The organism is Burkholderia sp. Ac-20349, assembly GCF_017104865.1.
Classification (GTDB): domain Bacteria; phylum Pseudomonadota; class Gammaproteobacteria; order Burkholderiales; family Burkholderiaceae; genus Burkholderia; species Burkholderia aenigmatica.
In genome coordinates this window covers 1-18035 of the sequence record NZ_JAAGPM010000152.1, presented here as the reverse complement: position 1 = coordinate 18035, position 18035 = coordinate 1, and the positions used below count along the sequence as shown (strand labels likewise).

At 67.5% G+C, this 18035-nt stretch carries 15 protein-coding genes and 1 pseudogene; 6 read left to right on the top strand and 10 right to left on the bottom strand.

The window, feature by feature from the left end; genetic code table 11:
- From G3N61_RS39795 to G3N61_RS32550, 5 genes and pseudogenes are all read right to left on the bottom strand, one after another.
- Positions 1-169 (bottom strand): annotated as a pseudogene (locus tag G3N61_RS39795) (multidrug transporter subunit MdtA); the annotation flags it as partial.
- A gap of 253 nt (positions 170-422) precedes the next feature.
- Entirely contained in the window at positions 423-1247 is an 825-nt protein-coding gene (locus tag G3N61_RS32565; RefSeq protein WP_043182100.1) for an IclR family transcriptional regulator, read from the bottom strand.
- 633 nt (positions 1248-1880) lie between these two features.
- On the bottom strand, positions 1881-3845 hold the full coding sequence (locus tag G3N61_RS32560) for an alkaline phosphatase PhoX (protein ID WP_205824453.1): 1965 nt from the start codon (positions 3843-3845) through the stop codon (positions 1881-1883).
- A gap of 159 nt (positions 3846-4004) precedes the next feature.
- Complete coding sequence (locus G3N61_RS32555) at positions 4005-5198, bottom strand: ammonium transporter (RefSeq protein WP_043182104.1); 1194 nt, start codon at positions 5196-5198, stop codon at positions 4005-4007.
- Between the two features lie 264 nt (positions 5199-5462).
- On the bottom strand, positions 5463-5798 hold the full coding sequence (locus G3N61_RS32550; protein ID WP_043182106.1) for a hypothetical protein: 336 nt from the start codon (positions 5796-5798) through the stop codon (positions 5463-5465).
- A gap of 190 nt (positions 5799-5988) precedes the next feature.
- Between G3N61_RS32550 and G3N61_RS32545 the strand changes: the two genes are divergently transcribed.
- From G3N61_RS32545 to G3N61_RS32530, 4 genes are all read left to right on the top strand, one after another.
- The gene (locus G3N61_RS32545; RefSeq protein ID WP_043182108.1) at positions 5989-6417 is read left to right on the top strand and encodes a hypothetical protein; all 429 of its coding nucleotides are present in this window, start codon (positions 5989-5991) and stop codon (positions 6415-6417) included.
- A gap of 90 nt (positions 6418-6507) precedes the next feature.
- Positions 6508-6963 carry an Rrf2 family transcriptional regulator gene (locus G3N61_RS32540; RefSeq protein ID WP_043182110.1) on the top strand — a complete coding sequence of 152 codons (456 nt, stop codon included), beginning with the start codon at positions 6508-6510 and terminating at the stop codon, positions 6961-6963.
- Between the two features lie 129 nt (positions 6964-7092).
- Positions 7093-7734 (top strand): NAD(P)H-binding protein, encoded by a 642-nt coding sequence (locus G3N61_RS32535; RefSeq protein ID WP_089450192.1) that lies wholly within the window; start codon positions 7093-7095, stop codon positions 7732-7734.
- Positions 7735-7981: 247 nt separating this feature from the next.
- A complete protein-coding gene (locus G3N61_RS32530; protein ID WP_011351482.1) occupies positions 7982-8452 on the top strand; it encodes an Lrp/AsnC family transcriptional regulator in 471 nt (156 codons plus the stop codon).
- A gap of 81 nt (positions 8453-8533) precedes the next feature.
- Here G3N61_RS32530 and G3N61_RS32525 read toward each other — a convergent pair whose 3' ends face one another.
- Genes G3N61_RS32525 through G3N61_RS32515 form a run of 3 tightly spaced genes read right to left on the bottom strand, consistent with a single transcriptional unit; the run spans position 8534 to position 12033 of the window.
- Entirely contained in the window at positions 8534-9307 is a 774-nt protein-coding gene (locus G3N61_RS32525) for an ABC transporter ATP-binding protein (RefSeq protein WP_205824452.1), read from the bottom strand.
- 4 nt (positions 9308-9311) lie between these two features.
- On the bottom strand, positions 9312-10946 hold the full coding sequence (locus G3N61_RS32520; RefSeq protein WP_241018009.1) for an iron ABC transporter permease: 1635 nt from the start codon (positions 10944-10946) through the stop codon (positions 9312-9314).
- Between the two features lie 43 nt (positions 10947-10989).
- The gene (locus tag G3N61_RS32515) at positions 10990-12033 is read right to left on the bottom strand and encodes a Fe(3+) ABC transporter substrate-binding protein (RefSeq protein ID WP_205824450.1); all 1044 of its coding nucleotides are present in this window, start codon (positions 12031-12033) and stop codon (positions 10990-10992) included.
- Positions 12034-12275: 242 nt separating this feature from the next.
- On the opposite strand from G3N61_RS32515, the gene G3N61_RS32510 reads away from it, so the two are divergent.
- A complete protein-coding gene (locus tag G3N61_RS32510) occupies positions 12276-12437 on the top strand; it encodes a hypothetical protein (protein WP_006476417.1) in 162 nt (53 codons plus the stop codon).
- A gap of 148 nt (positions 12438-12585) precedes the next feature.
- Here G3N61_RS32510 and G3N61_RS32505 read toward each other — a convergent pair whose 3' ends face one another.
- Positions 12586-13953, bottom strand: coding sequence for an amino acid permease (locus G3N61_RS32505; RefSeq protein ID WP_043182121.1), 1368 nt, complete (start codon positions 13951-13953; stop codon positions 12586-12588).
- Between the two features lie 291 nt (positions 13954-14244).
- Complete coding sequence (locus tag G3N61_RS32500) at positions 14245-16536, bottom strand: FUSC family membrane protein (protein ID WP_043182124.1); 2292 nt, start codon at positions 16534-16536, stop codon at positions 14245-14247.
- Positions 16537-16718: 182 nt separating this feature from the next.
- Between G3N61_RS32500 and G3N61_RS32495 the strand changes: the two genes are divergently transcribed.
- A partial coding sequence (locus G3N61_RS32495; protein ID WP_205824449.1) for an exodeoxyribonuclease V subunit gamma occupies positions 16719-18035 on the top strand: 1317 nt, incomplete at its 3' end.

The window sequence follows — 18035 nt, the reverse complement described above, 5'->3', positions numbered from 1 at the left end:
CGCTCGCGCCAGTGCCGGCCGCCGGCGTGCGGTTCCACGGATGCCACCACAGCAGGCCGCCGATGACGACGACCGCGAGCGCGCCGGCCATCAGCGTGCGGCGCGGGCGCCGCGCGGCGGGGGACGCGGGGTCTTTCGAAGGAGGCGTGGGCTTTTGTTCGTTATCCATCGTGATCTGTCAGGAAGACGGCGCGGCGTGCCGGAAATCGGACTGCTGGGCTGCGCGTGGGCGAGCGGTGCCGGGAGGGGGCGCCCGGCTCGGTCCGGGGCCCCGCCGGCCTGCGCGGGAAAAGAGCGGTGCGCACCGCGAATGCGGCGCGACGATGGGCATGATCCTACGTCCCGTCCCCGTTACAGTCCAGTGGTCTATCTTTCAACGGGTTACGGTCGTTACAGAACGCGACAGGACGATGACGAAACGATTACACGCTGATGCGCCGGGCCGGTGCGCCGCCGATTTCGCGGGTGATTTTCGCGATGCATTCGTGCAGTGCCGGCACCACGTGTTCGTGCAGCCATTCGGGCGGGCACTGGTGCGACGCGCCACCGCAGTTCACCGAATAGCGCTGGCCCGACGGGCCGACGAAACCGGCCGCGACGGCATTGAGGCCCTCGCGCCATTCGCCGATCGCGATCGCGTGGCCGTCGCGCATCGCGTCGTCCAGCGCGGGGGTCAGGCGCGCGGACACATGCGGCCAGTCGTCGCCTGCCGTGGTGCGCAGCGACTCGAGCAGCAGGCGGCGTTCGTCGTCCTCGAGTGCGGCGAGATAGGCACGGCCGACCGCGGTGCGCGCGATGTCCATCCGCGAGCCGATCTCGAGGCGCGTGACGAGCACGGCCGAGCGCGGCCGGATCACGTCGATCGCGACCATGTCGAGCCGGTCGCGCACCGCGAGGTGCACGGACAGCGACGTGCGTTCGGCCAGCTCGATCATGAACGGCCGCGACCGCGCGCGGATGTCGAAGTTGCGCAGAAAGCCGTGGCTCAGTTCGAGCACCGACGCGGTGAGCACGAAGCGCTCGCTGTCGGGCAACTGGAACAGGAAGCCGGCGCTGACGAGTGTCGCGGTGATGCGCGACACGGTAGGCTTCGGGATGCCGGTCAGTTCGGTCAGCTCGCGGTTGCTGACGGGCGCGTCGGCCGCCGCGATGCGACGCAGCACGGCGAGGCCGCGGGCGAGGGCGGTGATCTCGTCGGGCGAGGATTCACGGTCCCGCGACGCGGGAGAGGTTACAGTTGTCGACACGAGGGATTCTCTCTATTTCCGAAACTCGATTTCAATTTTGTTGGTATTGTAGGACTATTGTCAAAAGATGCATGTTCTGCGGCTGAACCGGTCATTGGATGAGATTTTACGGGTTCACCCTTGGTTTATTAGGAAAACGCTCAAATGTGCGTTGCCAGAAAGTGCATGAACCGGTGCAAATACCGCTTGACTTGTCGGGCGGAAACGGAAAGAATGTCTCACGTTTTCGAAACATCGTTTCAAGAGTTTAACCGGCAACGATGTTTCGCGCAGTCTCTCAGGTTCTAGCACGGCCCTCGGAATGGCTAGAACTTTTTTAGCGCCACGGTCTCCGTGGCGCTTTTTTTTGCCCGTCTTTCCGCGCGTCCGCCCGGACGCGTCAGGCCCGTATTATCCCCCGATCGTCGAAATCCCCCGTTCGAACCCGTGCGGCGTCTGCTTGCGCCTGTTTGCGCGTACGCTTCGCGCGATGCGCGTGCGCAAAAAAAAAGCGCGATGCCCGCAGGGGGTATCGCGCATCAAACGGCGTGGAGCGCCGACGAATGAACGGTGATGAAGAAAGGGGGGCGCGGCCAGGGGCGCCCGGTCAGGCGCGCTCCTGGCGAGCGCGCCGGCCCGCCTCGCGTGGTCCGGTCAGGCCTTCGCGAGCTTGATGCTGGTCGGCTCGGCCGTCAGGTAGCCGACGCTGGCGCCGAAGCGGTCCTTGAAGTTCGCGCGCACGAGCGGATCGAGCGTCGGCTTGACCTTGTCGTGCAGCGGCGACTCCCAGTCGCCCGCGTGCTGGAAGTTGCTCATGATGTAGGTCCAGCCGTTGATCTCGTCGACCGCGTGCAGGCCCGTCGATTCGGCGCCGGCCGGGCACGACAGCACGCGCACGAGCGACTTCGTGTCGACGTTGTAGGCCCACAGGAAGTTGTTCACGTGCATGCCCGAGTCTTCGCCGATGAAGAGCGTGCGCAACTTTTCGGAGAACTTCAGGTTGTCCGGATTCGCGATCTTGTCCGGGTTCGCGAGGTTGCCGAGTCCGTCGGCCGCGGCGAGATCCTCGCCGACGAGCGCGGCCGGCGCGCCCATGTCGACCGGCACCCATTCGCTGTCGATCGCACTGCCCGTCGTGTCGCGCTGGCTGCCCTTCAGGTTCAGCGCATAGACGGCGCCCGCGGCGATCTTCTTGTCGACCGCGACGTCGCGCGACACCGCATTGCCCTTGACCATCGACGTTTCGATCCGCGACATCGCCGTGTAGACGATCTTGTCCTTCGCGTTCACGGTCGTGCCTTCGAGCTTCGTAAAGGCCATGCTGCCGCCGAGCAGCGCCGCGTAACGGTGCGTCTCGAGGAACGCGGCCGCCTTTTCCATCCCCGGCTTCACGCGCATCCAGTTGAACTTGCCGCCGAAGTGGATCTTCGCGTAGCTCGGATCGTTCGGGTCGGTGGTCGTCAGGTCCATGATGTCCGACGCCTTCAGCGTGTTCGCGAGCGCTTCGATCTCGCTGCTGGTCGCGTGGCCGATCTTGATCCACGTGAGCGTCGCGGTGCCCGCGCCGGCAGACGACGTCTGCGTCCACTTCGCGACGTACAGCGTGCCGGCCGACAGGTCGGCCGCCTTGTCGGCGACGAACATGAACAGGCCGCCGTTGGTGGCGTCGTCACCCATCATCACGGTGCGCTGGTCCGGCATCACCTGGATCAGCTCGTGCGAGATGCGGCCGAGGCAGTAGTGCTTCTTCACGGTGCCCGTGCCGTCCGGATTCACGGTGATCTCGGGCAGGTGACCGTAGTGATAGGGGTTCGCCTTCGTCTCGTCGCCGAACGTGTTCTTGCTGAACGCCTTGAACTGCGCGTCGGTCGCGATCTTCGTCGCGTCCGGCTCGTACTCTTCGCTCGACAGGTGCGTGCCCCACGGTGACAGGCTCGCGCCGCACGTGATCCACAGGCCGTGCGCCTTCGACGTGTCGACGTTGTGGTACTTGACGACCTTCAGCGTGCCATTGGCCGGATCCTGGTCGAGCGTCACCACCGCGATCGGCGACGGCAGCTGGCCGTACTGCGATGCGCTGGCCTGGTCGCGCGTCGTGTATTCGAACTGCACGACGGCGAACACCGTGTTGCCCTTCACGCCGGGCACGTTCGCGTTCTTCAGCGTCAGCAGCGAGCTGCCGTCCGGGCAGTCGGAATAGAACTGGCGCTCCTTGCCGGCCACCGAGCGGTCGATGATCGGCTGGTTGTTGATGTCGTAGTAGCCGCCCGCAAGCGTCGTGCCGCCCTTGCCGTCCGGCACCATGTCGCCCGTCACGAAGAACGGCCGGTACGCCAGCTTGAAGTTGCGCGCCGAGCCGTCCGAGAACGACACCGACAGCGTCGAGCCGACCGTCGTCGTGGCCATCGCGGCCGCGTTGTCGAGCGAGGGCGCGGCCATGGCCGAGAACGTCGCCGACGTGTACGCGGCAGCGACCGGGGCCGGCGTCGATGCCGGATTGTCGTCGCCGCCGCAACCCGTCAGCAGGGCCGGCAGCGCGAGGCCGGAAAGGGGCAGCATCGGCGCGCCGGCGAGGATCTTCAGGGCCTGACGACGGGAAGCATTGGGCAACGCGGGCATGTGGAGTCCAGTTTCAGTTGTTGGAAGAATGGCCTTCGCGAAGCAGGCGGTCGGCAAGCTTGGCGAAGGCGAATTGAAAACTGGACGGAAGTGTAAGGATGCTCGATGAAAGTTTTTTGAATTGAAAACGTAATGATGTGTCGGGCGTTCGTCAGGTGCTCAATCGCGTTCGGGCGTCGCCGAGATGCGGTGGATCGACAGGTCCGCGCCGTCGAACTCGGCTTCGCGGTCGAGGCGCAGCCCGACGGTCGCTTTCAGTGCGCCATAGACGAGCGTGCCGCCCGCGGTCGCGATCGCGATGCCGCCGAGCGTGCCGATCAGCTGCGACATGAACGACACGCCGCCGAGCCCGCCGAGCGCGGGCAGGCCGAACACGCCGGCCGCGAGGCCGCCGAGCGCGCCGCACATGCCGTGCAGCGGCCACACGCCGAGCACGTCGTCGATGCGCCACTTGTTCTGTACGCAGGTGAACATCGCGACGAACAGCGCGCCGGCGACGGCGCCGGTGACGAGCGCACCGATCGGATGCATCACGTCGGAGCCCGCGCACACCGCGACGAGGCCGGCGAGCGGCCCGTTGTAGGTGAAGCCCGGGTCGTTGCGACCGGCCATCCACGCGGCGAGCGTGCCGCCGACCATCGCCATCAGCGAGTTCACGGCGACGAGGCCGCTGATCTTGTCGAGCGTCTGCGCGCTCATCACGTTGAAGCCGAACCAGCCGACTGCGAGCACCCACGCGCCGAGCGCGAGGAACGGGATGTTCGACGGCGGGTGCGCGGCGATCCGGCCGTCCTTCGCATAGCGGCCGTGGCGCGCGCCGAGCAGCAGCACGGCCGGCAGCGCGACCCAGCCGCCGAATGCGTGCACGACGACCGAGCCCGCGAAATCGTGGAACGGCGCACCGAACGCGTGCGTGAGCCAGGCCTGCACGCCGAAACGTTCGTTCCATGCGATCCCTTCGAAGAACGGATAGATGAAGCCGACGATGATCAGTGTCGCGACGAGCTGCGGATTGAACTTCGCGCGCTCGGCGATGCCGCCGGACACGATTGCGGGGATCGCCGCCGCGAAGGTCAGCAGGAAGAAGAAGCGCACGAGCGCGTAGCCGCTGTGCTGCGACAGCGTGCCGATGTCGTCGAAGAACTCGACGCCGTACGCGATCGTGTAGCCGATGAAGAAATACGCGAGCGTCGACACCGAGAAATCGACCAGGATCTTCACGAGCGCGTTGACCTGGTTCTTCTTGCGGACCGTGCCGAGTTCAAGAAATGCAAAGCCCGCGTGCATCGCGAGCACCATGACGGCGCCGATCAACAGGAACAGTGTGTCGACGCCGGATTTCAGACCATCCATGCCGTGGCTTCCTTGCGCAAAAAACGGGCAAGGAACGCAAGTATCGAGCCAACTTGGTGAACGGCTGCGTGGAGTTGGTGCTCGAACGCCGCGCGGTGCGGCATTCCGGTGAATCGTGCACGGGAAGGGGGCGCGGCTGGCACGGGGCCGGTGTGATGCCGGGTGCACGCGTGTGGTGCGGCGGGTGCGGAACTGGTGCGTGCGACGTGCCGATTGGTGCGGCGTGGTGCGCGATGGTGCGTCGCTGCGCACCGTTCCGGCGCGTCAGCGGCGCGCGAACAGCGCGGGCGGCCGGCGCAGCCGCAGCGCGCACACCGACCAGTAGGCGGAGACGGTTGTGAGCCCGAGCGCGGCAAACGCGAGCGCCGCGAAGCCCGCAAGCGACTGGCCGTCGCCGTCGGGGCCAAGGATGCCTTGCGCGACGATCAGCGCGGCCGTCCAGAAGCCGATCACGGCCTGCGTGAGCAGGCGCGCGGACGCGACGCGGCGCGGGCGCCCGGATTCGGCAAGACGGCGCGTCGACGGCGGGCGCAGGCACAGGAACAGGGTGGCGGCGAGCAGTACGGCCAGGGCGATGAACCAGTTGACGAGAAAATCCATGAAAGAGGGGCACATCCGAAGCAGATTGAAGCGTGCCCACTTTAGTGTCTTCGCGTGTGCGATTGAATCAGACGAATCCGAAATTGAAAGCCATTTTTAATCGTGGGGCGTGATTGGCCCTGTTCCACAGGCGGTATCATCGACGTCGGTCCAACCATGAGGCCGCGCGACGCGCGGCCGGAGATTGCAGATGAACATGAAGACATCGCGGGCGCGTCGCGTGCCCGGGTCCGTCCTGGCGGCCGTGGCTGCCGGTGCGCTGTTGTTGCTCGCGGGCTGCGAGAAGTCCGGTGCGCCGGTCACGCAGCCCGATACGGCCGCGAGCGCGGCCGCCGATGCCGCGAACAATGCGGCCAAGGCGCTCGACCAGGTGGCGAGCACGGTCAACCAGCAGATCAACGCCGCGAAGGCCGGCATCGCCTCCGCGGCGTCGGCCGTGCCGCCGCTGTCCGCGAGCGGCCTCGCTTCCGCCGCGCAGGCGCAGATCGACGCGGCTGCTTCCGCGGTCGTCGCGCATGCGGCTTCCGAAGCCGGCGCGCAGATCGCGCAAGCCGGCAAGAAGCTCCAGCAGTGGAGCCAGCAGAACGCGTCGGGCGCCAAGCCTGCGAGCGGAGAGTGACGCGGGCTTGCATGATCCGCTAAATGTAATTATTATGGTTACACATGTCGCCGGCTGCGGGATGGGCCGGCGTCGTCAAGTGAGTGAGGAATGAATACCAGCAGCCGGTTCGCGTTTGCCGTCCACGTGCTTGCCTTGCTGTCGATGCAGGAAGGCGCGCCGCTGTCGTCCGACATCATCGCGGGCAGCGTGAACACGAATCCGGCGTTGATTCGCCGGTTGCTGTCGATGCTGGCGGCCGCCGGGCTGACCACGTCGCAACTGGGCGCGGGCGGCGGTGCGCTGCTGGCGCGCGAGCCCGGTGCGATCACGCTGCTCGACGTGTATCGGGCGGTCGACGATGCGCAACTGTTCGCGCTGCACCGTGAGGCGCCGAATCCCGCGTGTCTCGTCGGGCGGCACATCCAGGGCGCGCTGATCGACTACATCGGCGACGCGCAGCGGGCGATGGAAGCATCGCTTGGCACGCGCACGCTGGCCGACGTCACGGCCGACGTGCTGGATCTGGAGCAGCGCACGCAACAGGCGGCGCGCGCCGGCGGGTGACCGGCGGCAGGGCAGGAAGCCGGGCGGCGCGACAGGCGCGGCGGCCGGTGCAACGGGGGCTATGCCCCGTTTTTTTCGGTCTTATCTGTAATTAAATGTGTTACATATTTTTCTGACTGGAGAATCGATATGACGCAACGTACTTTGAATATCGCGCTGTTTGGCGCCACCGGCACGATCGGCTCGCGCATCGCTGCAGAAGCCGCACGACGCGGCCATCGCGTGACCGCGCTGTCGCGCCACCCGGGTGCGGCCGGCGACGGCATCACCGCGAAGGCGGCCGACCTGTTCGACGCCGCCAGCATCGCGGCCGCGCTGCCGGGCCATGACGTCGTCGCGAGCGCGTACGGTCCGAAGCAGGACGATGCGGCGAAGGTCGTCGCGGCCGCGAAGGCGCTGGTCGCCGGCACGCGCCAGGCGGGGCTGAAGCGGCTCGTGGTGGTGGGCGGCGCCGGTTCGCTCGAAGTCGCGCCCGGCAAGCAGCTCGTCGACAGCGAAGGTTTCCCGGAAGCGTACAAGGCGGTCGCGCTCGCGCACCGCGACGCGTTCGACTACCTGCAGACGGTCGGCGATCTCGACTGGACGTTCTTTGCGCCGGCTGCGCTGATCGCCCCGGGCGAGCGGACGGGTACGTTCCGCACGGGTGCCGGCAAGCTGATCGCGGACGCGCAAGGCAACAGCAAGATCTCCGCGGAAGACTATGCGATCGCGTTCGTCGACGCGCTCGAGCAAGACAGCTTCGTGCGCGAGATCGCGACGGTCGCGTATTGAGCGGCGTGCCGGCCGGCGGCGCGTGCGCGCCGGGCCGGCCGTGACAGGCAGGAACGCCAGGCGATTCCACCCTGATGGGCGGGATCGCCTGTTTCATTTGGCGCGTGCCGCGTGCCGGCGGATCCGTTCATGCGATGCGCGTACCGGATCGGTATTTATACCGGTCGACGCGGCGCAGCGGTTTTCATATTGTTCCCCGTTGGGCAGGATGCATAGAATAAATTTCTATCTACGAGGGACTGGAGAAATGGACGCCATCGATCGCAAGCTGCTGGAGCTCTTGCAGGCGGATGCCACGCTACCGATCGCGGAACTGGCGCAGCGCGTGAACCTGTCGCAGACGCCGTGCTGGAAGCGCGTGCAGCGGCTCAAGGAAACCGGCGCGATTCGCGCGCAGGTTGCGCTATGCGATCCGCGCAAGCTCGGGGTCGGCACGACCGTGTTCGTCGCGATCCGCACGAACCAGCACACCGAGGAATGGGCGCAGCGTTTCACGCAGGCCGTGCGCGACATGCCGGAAGTGGTCGAGGTGTACCGGATGAGCGGCGAGACCGACTATCTGCTGCGCGTCGTGGTGGCCGGCATCGACGATTACGACCGCGTCTACAAGCAGCTGATTCGCGCGGTGCCGCTGTTCGACGTCAGCTCGTCGTTCGCGATGGAGCAGATCAAGTATTCGACCGCGCTGCCCGTGCGTGATCTTGCCGAGCCGGCATAACGCGGCAAGGAAACGCGGCAATGAAGCGCGGCAATGAAGCGCGGCAATGAAGCGACGCGGGCGCGCATCGCACCCGCGGGTTCAGCGGCCGCGCGCCAGTGCGCGCGCGCGTTCGTCGGCCAGTGCGTCGCGGCGCACGAAATCCGCGACGAACGGGTTGGCCGGATGGTGATGCAGTGCGTACGGCGTATCCCATTGCGCGAGCTGGCCGTCCTTCATCACGCCGATCCGGTCGGCGATCGCGAACGCTTCGGCCTGGTTGTGCGTGACGAGGATCGCGGTGTGGCCCGTGCGTTTCAGGATGTCGCGCAGCTCGAACGCAAGCCGCTCGCGCGTATCGACATCGAGATTCGAGAACGGCTCGTCGAGCAGCAGTAGCTCCGGCGACGGCGCGAGCGCTCGCGCGAGTGCGACGCGCTGCTGCTGGCCGCCGGACAGTTCGTGCGGATACGCGCCGCCGGAATCGGCGAGGCCGACGAGTTCGAGCATTTCCGCGACGCGCATGCGCCGTTCGGCCTTCGGCATGCGCCGCAGGCCGAATGCGACGTTGTCCGCCGCGCTCAGGTGCGGGAACAGCGCGTAGTCCTGGAACATCATGCCGATGCGGCGCCGCTCGGGCGGCACGTCGAGCGACGGCGCCGCGACGGGCACGCCGTCCAGCACGATGCGTCCCATGCGCACCGGTTCGAAGCCGGCGATCGCGCGCAGCACGGTGGTCTTGCCGCAGCCCGACGCGCCGAGCAGGCAGCCGATGTCGCCGCGCGGCAGCGCGAGGCTGAGCCCGTCGACCACGGTGCGGCGGCCGTGCGGCGTGTCGTAGGCGAGGCAGAGGTCATCGAGTTCGAGCAGGTTCACGGTGTCAGGCTCCGATCTTGTGGCGGGTGCGGGCGAGCAGGATCACGGGCACGAGCCCGGCCAGCACGATCGCGAGCGCGGCGACCGCGCCTTCTTCATAGGTGCCGCGCGCGGCTTCCGCATACAGCCAGGTCGCGAGCGTGTCGAAGTTCAGCGGACGCAGCAGCAGCGTCGCCGGCAATTCCTTCATCGCGTCGACGAACACCAGCAGCGCGCTCGTCGTGAGCGCGGGCCGCAGCAGCGGCAGGTGCACGCGGCGCAGCGTGCCGCCGCCCGTCTCGCCGAGCGAGCGCGCCGCCTGTTCGAGCGACGGCGGGATACGTGCGAGGCCGGCCTCGATGCTGCCGGCCGGGATCGCGAGAAAGCGCACGGTATAGGCGATCACGAGCGCGGCCGCCGAGCCCATCAGCAGCAGCCCGTCTCGGCCGAGCGCCGCGCCGAACAGCCGGTCGGCCGCCGCGAACGGAATCAGCAGGCCGATCGCGAGCACGGTGCCCGGCACCGCATAGCCGAGGCTCGCGATGCTTGCACATATGCGGGCCGGGCCGGCGCCGGCGCTGTCGCGTTGCGCGCGTGCGGCCCACGCGACGACGAGCCCGCATGCGACGGTCGCGACGGTGGCGGCGGTGGCGATCGTCAGCGTGTTCGCGAGCCCCGTCATCAGTTGTGCGGATACGCCGCCGACGAGGTGCAGCCGCTTGGCCGTCTCGACCGCGAGGTATGCGGCCGGCGCGCCGAAGCCGAGCAGCACGGGCAGCCAGCCCAGCACGGCGGCGCCGAATGCAGCCGGGCCCGTCAGGCGGCGCGGCGCGATCGGCCGCATGCGCCGGCCATGCGCATAGCGCTGCCGACGGCGCCCGTAGCGTTCGAGCACGATCATGCCGACGACGATCGCGAGCATCGCGAGCGCGATCTGGGCGGCGCCGGCAAGATCGGAGCGCGTGATCCAGGTCGTGTAGACGGACACGGTCAGCGTCTGCACGCCGAGGAATTCCGATGCGCCGATATCGTTCAGCGTTTCGAGCAGCGCGAGGCTCACGCCGACCGCGATCGCGGGCCGCGCGAGCGGCACGACGACGCGCCAGAACGTGGCGATCCGTCCCGCGCCGAGCGTGCGCGCGGCTTCGAGCAGGCTTGCGGACTGCGTGACGAACATCGCGCGCGTGCTCAAGTAAACATAGGGATACAGCACGAAGCCGAGCACGAAGATTGCGCCGGGCAGCGAGCGCAGGTCGGGCAGGCGGAACTGGCGCGGGCTGTCGAAGCCGAGCAGCCAGCGGATCGCGCCTTGTACCGGGCCGATCGGGTGCAGCAGGTCGAGATACGCGAACGCGACGATGTAGGTGGGCACCGCGAGCGGCAGCAGCAGCGCCCACGTCAGTATCCGGCGGCCGGGAAAGTCGTACGCGGTGACGAGCCACGCGCAGCCGGTGCCGACGATCGACACGATCGCGCCGACCCCGGCGAGCAGCAGCAGCGTATTGACGAGCGCCTGCGGCAGCACGAATTCGGCGAGATGCCGCCAGTGCGCGAGATCGGCATCGAACGCGGCCGCCACGAGCACCGCAAGCGGCGCCGCGACCGCCGCGGCGATCGCCAGCGCCGCGCTCAGCCACAGGCTGCCCGCGCGCGGCAGCAGGCGCGGCCGGCATGACGCGCGGCGCGCGCCGGCGGTCGTGGCGTCAGTGGTCAAAGCCGACCTTGTCGACGAGCTGGCTCGCCTGCTTGCGATGCTTCGCGATGTCCGCCAGCGGCAGCGGGTCGATCTTCAGCGTGCCGAAGCTGGCGATCACCGGGTCGAGCTTCACGTTCGCGCGCACCGGGTATTCGTAGTTCGCCTGCGCATACAGCGCCTGCGCTTCCGGCGACACGAGGTATTCGAGCAGCTTCACCGCGTTGGCCTTGTGCGGCGCGTGCTTCGCGACCGTCGCGCCGCTGATGTTGACGTGCGTGCCGCCGCTCTTCGCGTTCGCGAACGTCGGCCGCACGACCTTGATCGCGTCGCCCCACTTGCGCGCGTCGCTGCCGGGCTCCGCGTTCTTCATGTGACCGACGTAGTACGCGTTCGCGAGGCCGACGTCGCAGATGCCGCCGAGGATGTCGCGCGCGACATCGCGGTCGCCGCCCGTCGCCTTGCGCGCGAGGTTCGCCTTCACGCCGCGCAGCCACTTCTCGGTCGCCGCTTCGCCGTCGTGCGCGATCATCGCCGCGACGAGCGCCGTGTTGTACGGATGCTGGCCCGAGCGGATGCAGACCTTGCCCTTCCATTTCGGATCGGCGAGATCCTCGTAGCGGAACGCATCGACCTTCAGGTCCTTCTCGACGTACAGCACGCGGTCGCGCAGCGACAGCGCGTACCAGTCGCCGTTCGCGCTGCGCAGGTTCGCGGGAATCGCGTCGTCGAGCGCCTTCGAGTGCACCGGCTGCGTGAGCCCGCCGTCGACGAGATCGAGCAGGTTGCCGACGTCGACCGTCATCAGCACGTCGGCCGGCGACTGCGCGCCTTCCGCCTTCACGCGCTCGAGCAGGCCGTCCTTCACGAACACCGTGTTGACCTTGACGCCGCTCTGCTTCGTGAACGCGTCGATGAGCGGCTGGATCAGCTTCGGTTCGCGGGTGGTGTACAGGCTCACTTCCTCGGCGGCCTGGGCCAGCGGCGCGAAAGCGGCGGCGGCAAGGGCGAGGGCGCCGGCAAGCGGCAGCAGGCGGGTGCGCGGATTCGACATGGAGACTCCGGAGGGGCAGGTGGACGAAGGGAGCGTTCCGGGGCGCGCCTGCCGCCCGAGCGACCCGAAACATTACAAAGTGAAAGATTTCGGATTCTAGATCGAAATGGGAACGATTATCAAATGAAAGCTTGCGGCAGGCGGGGAGAGGTGGGGGATGGGGATAGCCAACGGCGCGTCGCAGCGGGCGCGCAAGCGCGTAGAATGCCCGCTTCGATGAATTTGACGGAGTCGCCCCGACCATGAACGATCAGCGCAAGAAGAACCCTGTCCGCAACGTGAGCATCCTGATCGTCGTGGCCGTGCTGCTCGTGATCGGGACGATCCTGTACAACGCGATTTCGCAGAAGCACGCGTACGACGAGGCCCATCCGGCCGAGGCCGCGAGCGCGGCGTCGCACTGACGTGCCGATGCGCGGCCCGGCGGGCCGCGCACGTAGTGGGGATGTGAAGGGGATGAATCCCCGGTTGTTGCGGCGATAGATGTCGCGCGGAGCCGGGGAAGAAGCGGGCGCCGAAACGGGCGCACCGCGTATGCAGGTCAGCCGTGCGTCAACGTGACGCAGGTGCGAATTTCGGGCGGATCCGTGCGTAGAACACGACCGCGAGCAGCACGAGCCAGGCCGCGCCGACATACAGCGCGATGCGCGTGTCCTCGAACCAGCCGAGCATCACGATCACGAAGCCCATGAACGCGATCGTCAGGGCCGGCGCGACCGGCCACAACGGCACCTTGAACTTCAGCGCCGCGACTTCGGCGTTCGACAGCCGGCGGCGCATCGCGACCTGCGACAGCAGGATCATCAGCCACACCCACACGGTGGCGAACGTCGCGATCGCCGCGACCATCAGGAACACGTCCTTCGGCATCAGGTAGTTGAGCAGCACGCCGACGAGCAGCGCGGCTGCCATCACGACCACCGTGACCCAGGGCACGCCGTGCCGCGACGTCGTCATCAGCACGCGCGGCGCCTGGCCCTGGCGCGCCATCCCGAACATCATCCGGCCTGCGCCGAAGATGTCGCTGTTGATCGCCGAGATCGCCGCGCTGATCACGACGAGGTTGAGGATCGTTGCAGCCGATTTCACGCCGAGTGCCGAGAAGATCTGCACGAACGGGCTGCCGTCGCCGCCGACACCCGTCCACGGGCTGATCGACATCAGCACGACCATCGTCAGCACGTAGAACAGCAGGATGCGCGCAGGCACCGCGTTGATCGCGCGCGGAATCACGCGTTCCGGATCCTTCGCCTCGCCGGCGCTCATCCCGATCACCTCGATCCCGCCGTACGCGAAGATCACGACCGACAGCGACGCGATCAGCCCGCCGACGCCGTTCGGCAGGAAGCCGCCGTGGTTCCACAGGTTCGCGAACGTCGGCACGTCGGCCGAGTGGCCGAAGTGCATGCCGGTCAGCAGGATCGCGACGCCGCCGCCGATCATCGCGACGATCGCGCCGACCTTGATGATCGACAGCCAGAACTCGAGCTCGCCGAACACCTTCACGTGGCACAGGTTCAGCCCGCAGATGATCGTGACGACGCCGAGCACCCAGATCCATTGCGGGACACCGGGAAACCAGAAGCCCATGTAGATGCCGAACGCGGTGATGTCGGCGATCGCGACGATCACCATTTCGAGCGTGTAGGTCCAGCCGGTGACGAATCCGGCGAACGGGCCGAGGTTCTCGGTCGCGTAGTGACCGAACGAGCCGGCCACGGGTTCGCGTACGGCCATCTCGCCGAGCGCGCGCATCACCATGTAGACGGCTGCGCCGCCCAGGATGTACGCCAGGATCACGGCCGGGCCCGCGAGCTGGATCGCGGACGCCGAACCGTAGAACAGGCCCGTGCCGATCGCCGAACCCAGCGCGAGAAAGCGGATATGCCGCGCGCTCAGGTGGCGCTGCAAGTTTTTCATCGAGTCTCCGATATCGTTATGCGACGGACCGGGCAAGCGGGGCCGATCCGATTGGCTCAAGTTGTCTATACAACTTGAATGTGAGCGAATGATAACAAGCCGGGCCGGGTGACCGGAATCGGGTATTCCCTGACTGGCGCGACGGGCGCAATAGGGGGCTGGGCGGTCGCGCGGCGAGGGCGCAGGCCGCGTGAAACGGGCGGGTCATGCTTTCGGGGATCGCTGAATCGGGGAGCGCCGGGGCCGCTCCGCGGGATGCGCGGGCCGGCCACCGGCGGGGTAACGCCGCGGTCAGGCGGGCAGGCGGATCACGCTCGCATCCTTGCGGATCAGCAGCGAAGACGCAAGCATCTGCTTGCATTGGTGCGCGAGCACCTTCAGGTCGTGCGTGAGCTCGGCTCCCACCGCATCGGATTTCTCCGCGGACACGACCATCGCATCGAGGTCGCGCGTGATCTGCTTCGACGCGTCGAGCTGATCGGCGGGCGGCGGCTCGCCGGCCTCGGCCTTCTCGAGATTGTCGAGCACCGCGGCGAGGCCGCGATGCAGCGCATCGTCGTGGAGGATGCTGCCGTCGGCTGCGCAGGCCGTGCGGATCAGCGGCGCGGCGGCCGTGATCTGCGCGCCGAGCACGTGGGTCTGCACGAGCAGGTCGTTCAGTTCGGGCACGAAGCGCTGGTGCGCCTTCGGTTCGATCATCATCCGCTGGAATGCCTGCCCGAGATTCGCGAACGCGATGTGCACGTCCTTGCGCGCGAGGCGGTAGCGGTAGTCGTCGTCGAGCGTCGTGGCGGGTGTCTCGATGGCCGCGGCGACGACCGGCACCACGGCCGCGCCGTCGGCGGCCGGCACCGGCGGCGGCGACATGCCGCGCCCGGCGCGCCACACGGCTTCGAAATACTTGCGGGTGGCGGTGAGCATGTCGGCGACCTGCTTGCCCATCAGCCGGTATTCCCAGTACGGGAACAGCCGGCTCGCGGCGATCGCGATCATGCAGCCGACCACGGTATCGATCGCGCGCTCGCCGATGATCCGCATGCTGCCCGGCGCGAGCAGGTGGAACATCAGCAGCACGTACGACGACGTGAACACGACGCTCGCCGCGTAGTTGAACAGCAGCAGGCTGTAGCTCATCACCATCGACCCGAACATGATCGCGATCAGCAGGTGCGGCTCCTTCACCGTGTAGATCAGCGCGATGCTCGCCGCGCAGCCGATCAGCGTGCCGATGATCCGCTGCGCGTTGCGCTGCTTGGTGAGCGAGTAGCCTGGCTTCAGGATGATGATGGTCGTCATCACGATCCAGTACGCGTTCGTGAGCGGCAGCAGGCGGCCGAGCCAGAAACCGACCGCCACCGCGATCGTCACGCGCAGTGCGTGGCGAAAGCTCGGCGAACGCATGTTCAGGTTCGAGAAGATCAGCAGCGGCGACATCCGGCGGCGCTGCAGGAAGCGCGTGAGTGCCTTGTCGATCTTCAGTTCGGTTTGCTGCGGATCGGCGTGGCCCGACAGGTTGCGGCGCATCCGGTCGATCAGGCGCGTCGCGCTCCAGATGCGCCGGAACGTGGCGAGCACGGCCGCATACGCCTCCGCGTTGGTGGCCGCGAAGTTCTTCTTGCGCATCAGCTCGATCTCGTACTCGATCGCGCGCAGTTCGGCCTTCACGCTGATCCGCGAATGCGGCGCGCGGTTCTCGAGCACCGCGAGGCCGATCTCCTCGAGATCGGCGGCTGCCTTGCAGATCAGGTCGCGGTAGAAAATGATCAGGTCGGAGCCGCCGAACGTATTGCGCACCAGCGGGTAGTCGGTGTGCGCACCGACGAACAGCTCGTGCAGGTCGACGCTGTTGATGAACAGGTTGTACATCGTCGTGCGGCCGGGGTCGAGCTTGCCGCGCCGCAGCTTCGGCAGGTTGCGCAGCACGATGTCGCGCGCGGTTTCCTGCGTTTCGACCGCGGTGATCTGCCGGGCGACGAGATTGCGGTAGCACTCGTCGAGATCGGCATCGAGATCGTAGAACTGCGCGCGCGCGAGCAGGTAGTCGGCGCAGGCGAACAGGCTCTCGGCGAGTGCCTGCTGCTCGATCCGGCGCGCCTGCCATTGCGACACGAGCGTGGCCCAGTACGTGTACCAGAGGCCGCCCGCGAGAATCCAGCCGGCGTTGATGAACGCCTGCAGCGGCGTGAACTTCTCCTCGAGCGTCATCACCATCATGAACAGCGTCGCGAAGCTGATCTGCGGCCAGCGGTTGCCGTACACGACGATCAGCGACAGCACGAAGGTGAGCGGCACGATGGCGAGCCACAGCACGAAGATGTTCGGTGTCGCGAGGCCGGTCGCGAGCGCGGCCAGAAAACCGATCACGCTGCAAGCGAGCATTTCGTTGTGCTTGTACTTGAGCGGGCCCGGCATGTCGACGACGCAGGCGCCGAGCGCGCCCGTCGAAATCGTGAAGCCGAGCTCCCGGTTGTGAAACACGATCAGGCACAGCACGGCCGGCAGCGACACGCCGACCGCGATCCGCAGGCCGCCGAAAAAGTACTGGCTGTAGAAAAACTTTCTGATTTCGACCGAATAGCGCATCGATGGGCTGAATGGCAGACGAAGACGCCCGGGGGCGGCATCTTGACTGGCGACGAGTCTATCGTATTTCGCGGTCCGCAAAACCTGGCTTTCCGGACGAGGTCCGCTGCGACGGTCCATTTGCTATCCTTGGTGATCCTGTTCGCCCGGCTGGCCCGGCGCGACGTACCGACTCCCGCTTCATGCTCCATCTCTTCTATTCGAACCGTCACGAAACGCTGGCCGACGCGCTGCTCGAGGATCTGGCCGCGTTCCCGGCCAGCAATGGCCCGTGGGCGCAGCAACAGGTCATCGTGCCGAGCGCGGCGCTGCGCCGCCGTCTCGAGCTCGACATCGCCGCGCGCAACGGCGTGTGCGCGAACGTCGAGTTCACGTATCTCGCACAATGGCTGTGGGCACAGATCGGCCGTGTGCTGACGGTGCCCGCGCGTTCGCCGTTCGCCCCCGATCGCCTCGTATGGCGCTGCTACCGGCTGTTCGCGCAGGCGTCCGACGGTGCGCCGTGGCTCGCGTCGCCGCGGCTGGCCGCGTATTTGTCCGCGTCCGACGATGCGATGCGCTACGAACTCGCGCACCGCGTCGCGGCCGTGCTCGATCATTACCTGACCTATCGCCCCGAATGGCTGGCCGCGTGGCAGGCCGGCGAATCCGTGCTCGCGGGCGACGGCGCGCCGCGCGGCGTCAGCGACGCCGCACGCGACGACGAGCGCTGGCAGGCCGCGCTGTGGCGCGCGCTGCTCGCCGAGCTGAGCGACAGCGGCACGCCGCCCGCGCACCGCTTCCTCGTCGAAGCGCGCCATCTCGATGCCGACGCGGTTGCGCGCGCCGACTGGCCTGAATCGGTCAGCGTGTTTGCGCTGCCGACGATGCCGCCGCTGCATGTCGCGCTGCTGCGCGAGCTGTCGCGCTGGATCGACGTGCGCGTCTATGCGTTGAACCCGTGCCGCGAATTCTGGTTCGACATCGTGACCGCCGCGCATGCCGAGGCGCTCGATGCGGCCGGGCGGCTCGACTACCAGGAAGTCGGCCATCCGCTGCTCGCGGAATGGGGCAGGCAGACCCAGGCGCAGCTGCACATGCTGCACGAACTGACTGAAAGCGCCGCGTCGGGCGACGCGTCGCGTTTCGTCGAGAATCCCGCGCCGACATGGCTCGCGCGCGTGCAGAACGCGATCCTCGACCTGCAGCCGGAGGCCGAAGCCGGCGATGCACCGGCCGAGCGCGGGATCGAGGTGCACGTGTGCCACAGCCTTGCACGCCAGCTCGAGGTGCTGCACGACCGGCTGCTCGCATGGTTCGACGCCGACGCGAGCCTGCAGCCGTCCGACGTGCTCGTCGCGGTGGCCGATCTCGCGGCGGCCGGGCCGCTGATCGACGCCGTGTTCGGCACGGCCGGCGCCGGCGGCGCGCGCGTGCCTTACCGGATTACCGGCCTGCCGCCGTCGCAGGCGAACCCGGTCGCGCGCGTGCTGCTCGACTGGCTCGCGTTGCCGGAGCGG